The following is a 10,901-nucleotide window of genomic DNA, read 5'->3' as shown; positions in this document are numbered from 1 at the left end:
ATGTTGACCCGGATTTCCTCAATGAGGCGTCTTTCCGAACGAATTCCGTACAAATAACCGATCAAAAGCATTTTGAACAGCATGACCGGATCGATGCAAGGACGCCCATTATCTTGACAATACAAGGGGCGGCATTTTTCCGCGATAAACGAAAAGTCGATGGTTTCATTGATTTTTCTAAGCAAGTGATCTTGGGGAACAAGGTCTTCTATGTTGACTGTTTCGGGTTGAAATTCCCTGGATGGGTTCGTCCTGAACATATAAAAACCTTCCTTCGGAATTGTTTTATTCCGAATTCAACAAAAAAGGCTGTTGACCCTTCTTTGTCAACAGCCTCAAGCCCCCGCCGGGGGCTTTTCTCTTGAAGTCATCGCGATTGCTCCCTTTCGGCGACGAGGCAGACCGCCGGCGCGCTCCGGAACGGTTTGGTTTCCCGCCGGATCCGAACAAAACCGGCCTGTTTCATTTCATCGGTCAGCTGCTCGCAAGTCGCTTCCGGATCGGGGGCATCCTTTCCGACCGGCTGAAAAGTGAGGGCTATCAATCCCCCCGGTTCCAGCCAACCGTGCAGTTTTTGAAACACGCGGATGCGGTCGGTCCAAAAGGGGGCGGAGTTGACGGAGAAGATCCGGGTGAAGGAATGGTCGAATCCGGGCCAGTCTTCAATGTTTCCGGTGAAAAGGCGAACCTTCCCCTCCCGGACGGCCCGGCGGTTGCGCCGTTCCGCCTGTTTCCGCATCGCTTCGGAGGGATCGATGCCCACCACGGTTCCTTCCGGGACCATCCGGCTTGCCAGAAGGATTCCCACCCCGGGGCCGTAGCCGATTTCCAGAATCCGGTCGCAGGGCCGGATTTTGAGCAGGGACAAGGTCCACTCGTTGCGGCCGCCGGTGGTGGCCGCCATCAGCCGACCGGCGGCATGGCCCAAAAAGCTGTCTTCCGGTCTCTGAAACTGCCGGAAAAATCGGCCGATCAACCCCAAAAAAGCTCCCTCCCCATTCACGGCTTTCCTATATCTTCGGGCCGGAGCGGGCGGCCCGGCACTCCTTTTCGTATTCCTTCACGTTTTCGGCCATCCGCTCCAGTTCTCCGGCGAGCATTTGTCTCTCCCGGTCGGAAAAGCCGGACAGCAGCCGCTCCTCCAACCGGCGGACGGTCGGGAGGATTCTGTGACGGAGAAACTTCTTTCCCTCATCGGTCAGATAGATCAGCTTGGCCCGGGCATCCCGCGAATCGGTTTCCCGCCGGATCAGCCCTTTTTCCTCCAGGGGTTTGAGCATGGCGGTCAGCGAGGGCGACGTGATTTCCAGATGCTCCGCCAGCGCCTTCTGGGTTTGTCCCGTTTCCCGGGAGAGACACTGGAGGATGAAAAACTGGGCCGCCGTCAGACCCAGGGGCTCCAGTTCAGCCTGGAGAGCCTTGATGGAGGAGCGGGCGATCCGGTGGATCAAAGCGCCGATGCTGTCTTGACGGGTCAAGAGAATCCCCCTTTAATTAGTTAGTCTAACTAATTAAATGATAAAGGCCGGGCCGGGGGTTGTCAACGATTGAAAAGACGAGCGGGGCGAAACGCGGCCTTTCTGGGGGGCTGCCGGAGAGGCGGCATCGGGGCATGAAAGCGACGGAATAGGGTCCTCCGGGTGCGGCCCGCACGGATCATCGGCGATCGATCCGGCGGTGAACGGGTCAAACGTGAAAAGCGGCGGCGAACAGAAAGGCGTCTTTCTGCAGCGATAGGCCGGGTTCGGGGGAAGCGCGCCGGCCCTCTTTGCCGTTCACCGTCAGATTCAGCCGTTTCGCGGCCGGAAAGCCCTCTCCCAGGCGGGGAAAAAGCGAGGCTTGGAAGGGGCGGATGGACTGCTTGCAAACCGGCGATGGATCGGCCGGGCATGCAGGGGGAAAAGTGGAGAGACGGCAGGAGTTGAGCCGGAAATTGACAGACAGGCCCGCTTGCACGTGGAGAGGCGGAAATGAGCGGGGACAGGGGCCATGGCGGTGCAGCGGTTTTCCGCAGCCAGGGGAAAGGTGCTGGAGGGGTCGCTGCGGCCAAAGGGGGAAATCGACGCGGTACGAATGGCTGGGGAAGGGGAGGGGGATGCGGCGGAATGCCGGCGGAGGGTGGATTTTGTCCGCTCCCGCCGAACGCCGCCACGTTCTTCCCGAATCCTTTGCCGCGGTTTCCACTTTGTCCCTTGGCGGCCGCGAAGAGGCCGTCTGCGCGTTCATCCTGTTCAACCGAGGGTGCAAGGGGGATGGCCGCACCCGTGGATGGGGCGTGGTGTGAGATTTCTATTTCCTCCGGTTGCAAAGGGCACGGGCTACCTTGGCGCGTCCGGCGGAACCCATGGGTTTCAACCGGGCTTCGGGAATTCGGCGGAAGGGCCGAACCCGTTGAAGGCGCGGCCTCCTGCGTGGGCGGGGTCAACCCCGTGTCGGAGGCGACGGACTGCTTCCGCGGCGGATCTCGGCGGAGGATTTGCCTGAGCAAAAAAGATGACCAGGGAGCCTTTCCCCCTGGTCGTTCGTCGATATGCGGAAAGCTCCTGCGGCCCTTGGCGGCCGCGGGCGGTTGGGAGAGCCATGGGAATCGTCTGCAGGACGGTGCACAGGGCGAGATTGAAGGGAAAGCCCAGCCGGAGCTGGATCAACAGGATGGCCCCCTTGGTCCGGAAGGGACCGGTCAGCCAGGGAATCGACTCCATCCCGACGGCCTGCAGCATCCGGTGGATCGGCCGGACTTCGGTTTTCAGGAGATGGAAAGCCGGGGTCCCGTGCGCCGCGTCCCGCCTTCAAACCACGTCGTATCCCTGGTCCTCCACGGCTTTCTTCATTTGATCCACGCTTACGGCGCCTTCCTCATAGGTGACGGTGGCCGTCTTCGCGTCCAGATCCACCACGGCGCTTTTCACGCCGGGCAGTTTTTTCAGGGATCCTTCCACCGCCTCTTTGCAATGGTTGCAGCTCATGCCTTCCACTTTGAGGGTTACCGTTGCCATCTCGATCATCCTCCCGTTGTCCTTTCAGATTTTGACGCGCTTCAGTCGCAGGGAATTGCTGACCACCGACACGGAGCTGAAGGCCATGGCGGCGGCGGCCAGCCAGGGCGCCAGATAACCGGCCGCGGCGACGGGGATGCCGACGGCGTTGTAGAAGAAGGCCCAGAAGAGGTTTTGCTTGATGTTGCGCATCGTCAGGCGGCTCAGGCGGATCGCCGCGGGGATGGCCCGCAGGTCTCCGCGCATCAGGGTGACATCGGCGGTTTCGATGGCCACGTCCGTGCCGGTGCCGATGGCCATCCCGATGTCGGCGACGGCCAAGGCGGGGGCATCGTTGATGCCGTCCCCCACCATGGCCACCTTCCGTCCTTCCGCCTGGAGGCGCTTCACTTCCTCCGCCTTGTCCCCGGGCATCACCTCCGCCCGGATGTGCTCGATGCCCGCTTGGCGGGCGATGGCCCGGGCCGTCCGTTCGTTGTCCCCGGTCAGCATCCAGACCTGAAGGCCCATTCGTTTCAGTTCCCGGATCGCGTCCGCCGAAGTGGGTTTGACGGTGTCGGCGACGGCGATCCACCCGGCCGGCTTGCCGTCCGCGGCGACCAGCATCACCGTCTTGCCCTGCTCCTCGAGGGTTTCCATCGCCGTTTCGGCGGCGGCGGTGTCCACGCCGTTTTCCTCCAACCACTTCCGGGTTCCGATGAGCACTCTCCGGCCGTCGACGACGGCTTCAATCCCCTTGCCGGGCACCGCCTGAAAATTTTCGGCGGCCGTCGGTTCGATGCCCCGCTCCCGGGCGCCGCGAACGATCGCCTGGGCCAGGGGGTGTTCCGACGGTTTTTCCGCCGATGCGGCCAGGCGCAGGAGCTCCTCTTCCGTTCGATTTCCAAGGGGGCGGACGTCGGTCATTTCCGGTTCCCCTTTGGTGATCGTCCCCGTCTTATCCAGGACGACGGTGTCGATCCGGTGCGCGTTTTCCACATGCTGACCGCCCTTGAACAGGATTCCGACCTCGGCCCCCTTGCCGGTTCCCACCATGATCGAAGTGGGGGTGGCAAGCCCCAGGGCACAGGGGCAGGCGATGACCAGGACGGCGGTCAGGTTGAGGATCGCCCGTTCGATGTTGCCCGGGTCCAGGGCAAGATACCACAGGAGGAAGGTTCCGATCGCGATCAGCACCACCACCGGAACAAACACTCCGGAGATGCGGTCGGCCAACCGCTGGATCGGCGCCTTGGCTCCCTGCGCTTCCTCCACGACGCGGATGATCTGGGCCAGGGCCGTCTCCTTGCCCACCTTGGTCGCCCGGAAGGTGAGGGTGCCGTGTTTGTTGATCGTCGCTCCGATCACCTCGTCCCCGGGCTGTTTGTCCACGGGGATGCTTTCCCCCGTCAGCATCGATTCATCGACGGCGGAGCGGCCTTCCACCACCACTCCGTCGACGGGGATCTTTTCCCCGGGGCGGACGCGGATCAGGTCGCCCTTCTCCACCTCCTCCACCGGGATCTCCCTTTCGCGCCCGTCCCGGATCACCACGGCCGTCTTGGCGCGCAGCCCCATCAGCTTTTGAATCGCCTCGGACGTCCTCCCCTTGGCGACGGCTTCCAGGAGCTTGCCCAGCAGGATCAGGGTGATGATGATCGCCGAGGTTTCGAAGTAAAAGGCGTCTCCGCCGGTCAGGAGGAGGTACAGGCTGTAAAAGTAGGCGGCGGAGGTGCCCAGGGCCACCAGGACGTCCATATTGGCCGATCCGTTTTTCAGGTTCTTGTAGGCGCCGCGGTAGAAGGGCCACCCCGCGTAAAACTGGACCGGCGTCGCCAGCAGCCACTGGACGTAGCCGTTCATCAGGAGATCGGGGACCAGGACGGAGAGGGGGCCCCCCATGTGAAGCATGCTCCAGAGAAGGGGCGCCGACAGGAAGGCGGCGATGAGAAAGCGCCGCTTCTGGACGCGGATTTCCGCCTCCCGAAGGTTTGCCCGGTCTTTCCGGGGGGAGGCGTCATAGCCGAGATCCTTCACCTTTTTCACGATTTCCGCCACGTCCAAGGCCGCCGGGTAGTATTCCACCGTACCCCGCTCCGTCGCCAGGTTGACGTCGGCGCGGATCACCCCCTCCAGCCGGGCCAGGCCCTTTTCGATGCGGCGGGCGCAGGCGGCGCAGGTCATGCCGCGGATGTCCAGTTCCGCCTTTTCCGTCACCACGTCGTATCCCAGGTCGCGGATCTTGTCGGCCACCTCGACCGGCGACAACCGATCGTCGTCGTAGACCACCGACGCCCTCTCCCGCGCCAGATTGACCTGGGCATCCACCACGCCCGCCATCCGTCGGAGCCCCTTTTCAATCCGGCTCGCGCAGGCGGCGCAGGTCATCCCCTTGATCTCCATCGTCAATCGCTTGTCGGCCACCTCATGTCCCCCCTATTTGACGAAGGAACGCAAGACCTCCATCATCTCGTTGATCGCCTGTTCGCCGTCCCCTGAGCGGATCGCATTGCTGACACAGCGCTTGGTGTGACCCTCCAGGATCGCCAGGCCGATGTTGTGGGTCGCCGACTTGATCGCGGCCAGCTGAACGAGAATGTCCATGCAGTACCGGTCTTCCTCGATCATCCTCTGCACGCCCCGCACCTGACCTTCGATCTTCCTGAGCCGCCTCAGCAAATCGCCTTTGTCGACCTGCATCCTTCACCTCTCCAGGAACGGTTTATTTTCAGAATCCCTAAAGGATCCCATTGTTATCCGAAATTGTTATGCGAAAAATACTATACCCCTGTATGGTATAACCAATGTACCATAAAAGGGCGCGAAAGGCAAAGGGCGTAAAACCCCGCGATGCCGCCGGGGGATGATTCGTTTTATTTTTTCAAGGAGGAATTTTTCATCTTTATGTCGTATGAAGGATTTCGTAAGGCACAAGAGTTTCCAATATTCGGGGAGGGGCATGGATGCGTCGACATTTCCAGCTGTTGGTCGTCCTGTGTTTGTCGGTACTTATCGCTTTTTCGGGAATGGCGTCGCCTGCGCTCGCCCGGGTGAATCCGGCGGACGCCCCGGAAAAGGGGGACAGCGGCGGAGAGGACTATTACTACGTCCAGCTGGAATCTCCCCCTGTGGCCTCCTATGAGGGGGGCATCGAGGGCCTGAAAGCCACCCGGCCCGAGGAAGGGAAAAAGCTGAACGTCCAATCGGCGGCCACCCGTTCTTATGCGAAGCATTTGGAGGAGGAGCGTCAGGATCTCAAGAGTTGGATGAAGAAAAACGCCCCGAAGGCCAAGGTGGTGTTGGAGTACCAGCTGACGATGAACGGGCTGGCCGTCAAGGCGGACAAGGAGACGGCCAAGAAGCTGGCCAAGGGGCCCGGCGTCAAAAAAGTGGTGAAGAGCATCTCCTATCGGCCGGCGATGAACGCCAGCCACGGCATCATCAACGACGCCCCCGCGTGGAAGGCGGGTTACAACGGTTCCGGAGTCAAGGTGGCGGTGATCGACACCGGGATCGATCCCGACCATCCCTTCCTGAAGGATCCTTCGCTGCCGGTTCCGGAAGGTTACCCGAAGGGGGACGAGCGGTTCACCAGCAACAAGGTGATCGTCGCGCGGGTGTATTCCCCGGATGTGAAGGGAACACCCGATGATCCCACCCCCGAGGACCTGAACGGCCACGGAACCCACGTGGCGGGGACCATCGCCGGTGTGTCGGGATATGTCGATCCCCAGGGCCGGGCGAAGAGCCCCCTGAGCGGCGTGGCTCCCAAGGCGTACCTCGGGAACTACAACGTCTTCCCCTGTGAGGACTGTTCCGCGGAAAGCATCTACATCGCCAAGGCCGTGGAGGATGCCGTCCGGGACGGGATGGATGTGGCCAACTTGAGCCTGGGCGGCACGGCGGAACCCGGCTTCGACCTGCTGGCGGAAGTGGTGAATGCGGCCAGTGACGCCGGAATGACGATGGTGATCGCCGCCGGCAACGAAGGTCCCGGACCTCAGACGGTGGCGTCTCCCGGAACGGCGGATGAGGCCATTACGGTGGCGGCCGTTTCCAACAAACACTTCTTCGGCTTCCCGATCACCGTCAACCTGGACGGCGAGGAAAAGACCCTGCCGGCGGGAACTTCCGATCCGGGCGGTCAGGTCACATCGCGGGTGGAGGCCCCCCTGGCCGTGGTGCCGGACGGTGACGGTAAGGCCTGCAGCGGCATCGCCGGCGATCTCACCGGGAAGATTGCCGTGATCCACCGGGGGGATTGCACCTTCACCGAAAAGGCCTTGGCCGCTCAGCAAAAGGGGGCCGTCGGGGTGATCCTCATCAACAACAGCCCCGGCGATCCGACGGCGATGCTGGTGGAAGAGATCGTCACCATCCCCGTGGTGATGGTGTCGATGGAAGACGGACAGGCGATCCTGGAGGCGCAAAACGCCTCGGCGGTGTTGGAACCCCGGCAGGTGGAGGAGTTTGAGACCGACAACGACCGGCTCATCGCCCAGTTCTCCTCCCGGGGTCCGACGGTGAACATGACCCTGAAGCCCGACGTGGCGGCGGTGGGTGTCAACGTATACTCCAGCGTGCCGGGCGGGGAGCTCGCTTCCTACAACGGGACGTCCATGGCGACCCCCCACGTGGCCGGCGCGGCGGCGCTGCTGAAGCAGGCGCACCCCGACTGGACGCCGCGGGAGATCAAGGCGGCGCTGATGGGAACCGCCAAGGATCCCGCCAGCGATCCGCTGCCCCTGGAAGTGGGGGCCGGGATCATCGATGTGGGAGCCGCGCTGAAGCCGGTGGCCATGGCCGATCCCGCCAGCCTCAGCTTCAAGGAGGTTCCCCTGAAGCCCGAGAAGGGAAAAGGCAAGGGGAAAGGAAAGAAAGACGCGGAGGTCGCCCTCCAGGTGACCCTGAAGAACACGACCGGTTCCAACCAGGTGTACCGGATTTCGGCCGACAGCAAGAACGTGCAGGTGAGCAAGAAGACCTTGCCGGTCCAACGCGGAAAGACCGCCCAGTTCACCGTCACGCCGCTGACGAAGGGGAAACAGGCGGGTCAGGACGTCCAGGGCTATATCGTGATCCAGGCCAAAGACGGCAAGTCGATCCGGATTCCCTACCATTTCCGGGTGAAATAACCTTTGATCGCGGTTTGGCGGTGCACAAAAAAGGCGACAGCCTCCTGCGGCGTCGCCTTTTTTCTTTTGGAAACCCTCTTTATTTGCTTTCCTGGAGCAGAGGAGTCGTCTTTGCCGGTTCCGGCTTTTCCCCCTTGAAGGTCTGGTCGATGATTCCGCCGCCCAGGCAGACCTCCCCGTCGTAGAAGACCACCGACTGCCCCGGAGTGACCGCCCACTGGGGCTTTGCAAAGCGGACCAGCCAGCGGCGGTCCGCCGACGGGAAGACGGTCACTTCCTGATCCTTCTGCCGGTAACGGAATTTGGCCGTGCAGGTGAAGGGGGATTCCGGCGGCCGCTTTCCGATCCAATGGACGTCGGTGGCGATCAACCCGTCGGAATAGAGGGCGGGGTGATCGCGCCCCTGTTCCACGTACAGGATGTTCCTTTCCAGATCTTTTCCCACCACGAACCAGGGTTCCCCGGTGCCGGACCCGCCGATGCCCAGGCCGCGCCGCTGCCCCAGGGTGTAGTACATCAGCCCGTCATGGCGCCCCTTGTACTCGCCGGAGAGGGTCCGCATCTCTCCGGGCTGGGCGGGAAGGTATTGGCTCAGGAACTCCTTGAAATTGCGTTCCCCGATGAAGCAGATGCCCGTGCTGTCCTTTTTCTTGGCCGTCGGAAGACCCGCCTTTTCGGCGATTTCCCGCACTTCCCGCTTGCGCAGGTGCCCGATGGGAAAGATCGCCTTGGACAGTTGCTCCTGATTCAGGGCGTAGAGGAAATAGCTCTGATCCTTGTCGGGATCGGCGCCGCGAAGCAGTCGGTATTCCCCGCCCTCCTCCGCCAGGCGGGCGTAGTGTCCGGTGGCGATGCGGTCGGCCCCCAACTGGAGAGCCTTGTTCAGGAATTCGCCGAATTTGATCTCCCGGTTGCAGAGGATGTCCGGATTGGGCGTCCGCCCTCGCCGGTATTCCTCAAGGAAGTGGGAAAAGACGCGTTCGGAGTACTCCTTTTCGAAGTTGACCGAGTAGTAGGGAATGCCGAGGTGGGATGCGACCCTCCGGACGTCCTCGAAATCCTCGGCGGCGGTGCAGTGGCCGGTCTCATCGGAGTCATCCCAGTTTTTCATGAAAAGGCCGATCACTTCATATCCCTGTTCCTTGAGGAGCAGGGCGGCAACGGAGGAGTCCACGCCGCCGGACATCCCGACGACCACCCGTTCCTTTTTGCGGCTCATAATGGCGAATCCTCCCGTTTAAAGCCCACGAAGGCCGATTTCTTGTAATTTCCGCTCAATCCATAGTATAATCACACATATCCCGAATCACTTGGAATTTAATGTAAAATCAGCGGGCGTCGCGCCCTGAGACGGGGAAATTCCTTCGTTCTTCTTGATCGGTTTACCAAATCAGTATATCACAGGAACCCGGAAATGAGAAAGGAACTGGACTGATGGATTCGGCAAAAACCCGGAGTTACAATCCGTCGCAGATCCTGGTGTTCGGTTCGGCCCTCACCATCCTGATCGGCGCCCTCCTGTTGATGACGCCCTACGCCACGGAAAGCGGCGAGCCCCTTCCTCCGGTCGACGCCCTGTTCACCGCCACTTCCGCCGTCTGCGTCACGGGGCTGGTGGTGAGGGATACCGCCACCACCTTCAGCACCTTCGGCGAACTGGTGATCCTGGTCTTGATCCAGATCGGCGGGTTGGGATTGATGACCTTCACCACCCTGATCGCCGTCCTGCTGGGCAAAAGGATCAGCGTGAAGGAACGGCTCATCCTGCGGGAGGCGATGGACCAGCTGAACCTGGAGGGGATCGTCCGGCTGGTCTTGTATGTGCTCATCATCACGGCGGTGATCGAAGGAATCGGAAGCTTCCTCCTCGCTCTGCGGTGGGTTCCGGAATGGGGGTGGGGAAAGGGAATCTATTACAGCGTTTTTCATGCGGTATCCGCCTTCAACAACGCGGGATTCGACCTGTTCGGGGATGAGCGGAAGTTCGGCAGCCTGACCCTGTATGCGGCGGACCCGGTGGTCAATCTTGTCGTCCTTTCCCTGGTGCTTCTCGGAAGCCTCGGGTTTGTCGTGCTCCTCGAATTGATGCAATACCGCCGCTCCCGGCGGCTCAGCCTTCATTCCAAACTGGTGCTGACGGTGACGGGACTGTTGGTTCTGATCGGAACGGCGCTGTTTCTGCTGATCGAATGGGAGAACCCGGACACCTTGGGCCCTTTTCCTGCTCCCGTCAAGGTGCTGGCCGGGCTGTTTCTGGCGGCGGCCTCGAGAACGTCGGGATTTCTCACGCTGGATGCGTCTTCCCTGCATCCCCCGACGCAATTTTTGATGATTCTGCTCATGTTTGTCGGAGGGGCGCCCAATTCGACGGCGGGGGGGATCAAGGTCACCACCTTCGCCGTCATTCTGCTGGCGGTGTGGGGCATGATCCGGGGACGGGACGATGTGGTGGTTTTCCGCCGGAGGATTCCCCACCGGCAGGTGTACAAGGCGCTGACGGTCACCGTGATGTCGCTGACGCTGGTGGTGGTCGTGACGGTTTTGCTTTTGGTTTCGGGATACCATCATGCCCATTTTCTGGGGCTTTTGTACGAGGCTTCTTCCGCCTTTGCCATCAACGGATCTTCCCTCGGCCTGACAAGCCGTCTGACGACCTTGGAAAAAACTTTGTTGATTTTGACCATGTTCGCGGGGCGATTGGGGCCGGTCACCCTGGTTTATGCCATCAGCCGTCGCATGACGAAGCCGCCCTACCGCTATCCGGAGGAACAGCCGCTGATCGGCTGACGGG

General features: G+C 61.5%; 11 protein-coding genes. 3 read left to right on the top strand and 8 right to left on the bottom strand.

Annotation, left to right across the window (positions count from 1 at the left end; all coding sequences use genetic code 11):
• From BM063_RS05500 to BM063_RS05490, 3 genes are all read right to left on the bottom strand, one after another.
• A partial coding sequence (locus tag BM063_RS05500) for a transposase (RefSeq protein ID WP_143085242.1) occupies window positions 1-260 on the bottom strand: 260 nt, incomplete at its 3' end.
• 107 nt (window positions 261-367) lie between these two features.
• Window positions 368-982, bottom strand: coding sequence for a class I SAM-dependent methyltransferase (locus BM063_RS05495; RefSeq protein WP_092036640.1), 615 nt, complete (start codon window positions 980-982; stop codon window positions 368-370).
• 28 nt (window positions 983-1,010) lie between these two features.
• Window positions 1,011-1,478: a MarR family winged helix-turn-helix transcriptional regulator gene (locus BM063_RS05490; RefSeq protein WP_177199003.1), complete on the bottom strand. Its 468-nt coding sequence runs from the start codon at window positions 1,476-1,478 to the stop codon at window positions 1,011-1,013.
• 617 nt (window positions 1,479-2,095) lie between these two features.
• Here BM063_RS05490 and BM063_RS05480 point away from each other — a divergent pair.
• Window positions 2,096-2,284, top strand: a complete 189-nt coding sequence (locus BM063_RS05480) for a hypothetical protein (RefSeq protein ID WP_092036634.1) — start codon at window positions 2,096-2,098, stop codon at window positions 2,282-2,284.
• Between the two features lie 67 nt (window positions 2,285-2,351).
• Here the strand turns inward: BM063_RS05480 and BM063_RS05475 are convergent, their stop codons facing one another.
• The 4 genes from BM063_RS05475 to BM063_RS05460 all read right to left on the bottom strand — a co-directional run bounded on the left by BM063_RS05475 (window position 2,352) and on the right by BM063_RS05460 (window position 5,675).
• The gene (locus tag BM063_RS05475; protein WP_143085241.1) at window positions 2,352-2,702 is read right to left on the bottom strand and encodes a hypothetical protein; all 351 of its coding nucleotides are present in this window, start codon (window positions 2,700-2,702) and stop codon (window positions 2,352-2,354) included.
• Between the two features lie 87 nt (window positions 2,703-2,789).
• Window positions 2,790-2,996, bottom strand: coding sequence for a copper chaperone CopZ (gene copZ, locus BM063_RS05470; RefSeq protein ID WP_092036694.1), 207 nt, complete (start codon window positions 2,994-2,996; stop codon window positions 2,790-2,792).
• Between the two features lie 24 nt (window positions 2,997-3,020).
• Window positions 3,021-5,378, bottom strand: a complete 2,358-nt coding sequence (locus BM063_RS05465) for a heavy metal translocating P-type ATPase (RefSeq protein ID WP_092036692.1) — start codon at window positions 5,376-5,378, stop codon at window positions 3,021-3,023.
• Window positions 5,379-5,411: 33 nt separating this feature from the next.
• Complete coding sequence (locus tag BM063_RS05460) at window positions 5,412-5,675, bottom strand: metal-sensitive transcriptional regulator (RefSeq protein WP_092036630.1); 264 nt, start codon at window positions 5,673-5,675, stop codon at window positions 5,412-5,414.
• Window positions 5,676-5,938: 263 nt separating this feature from the next.
• Here BM063_RS05460 and BM063_RS05455 point away from each other — a divergent pair, with 263 nt between their 5' ends.
• Entirely contained in the window at window positions 5,939-8,110 is a 2,172-nt protein-coding gene (locus tag BM063_RS05455) for a S8 family serine peptidase (protein ID WP_092036628.1), read from the top strand.
• A 79-nt stretch (window positions 8,111-8,189) separates the two neighbouring features.
• Here the strand turns inward: BM063_RS05455 and mnmA are convergent, their stop codons facing one another.
• On the bottom strand, window positions 8,190-9,329 hold the full coding sequence (mnmA, locus tag BM063_RS05450) for a tRNA 2-thiouridine(34) synthase MnmA (protein WP_092036626.1): 1,140 nt from the start codon (window positions 9,327-9,329) through the stop codon (window positions 8,190-8,192).
• Window positions 9,330-9,544: 215 nt separating this feature from the next.
• On the opposite strand from mnmA, the gene BM063_RS05445 reads away from it, so the two are divergent.
• On the top strand, window positions 9,545-10,897 hold the full coding sequence (locus BM063_RS05445) for a TrkH family potassium uptake protein (RefSeq protein ID WP_092036624.1): 1,353 nt from the start codon (window positions 9,545-9,547) through the stop codon (window positions 10,895-10,897).
• The last annotated feature ends 4 nt before the right edge of the window (window positions 10,898-10,901 follow it).

Origin of the sequence: Planifilum fulgidum (genome assembly GCF_900113175.1) — a bacterium.
GTDB classification, from domain to species: Bacteria; Bacillota; Bacilli; order Thermoactinomycetales; family DSM-44946; genus Planifilum; species Planifilum fulgidum.
The sequence above is the reverse complement of the archived record's forward strand: the minus strand, read 5'-3'. Positions and strand labels throughout refer to the sequence as shown.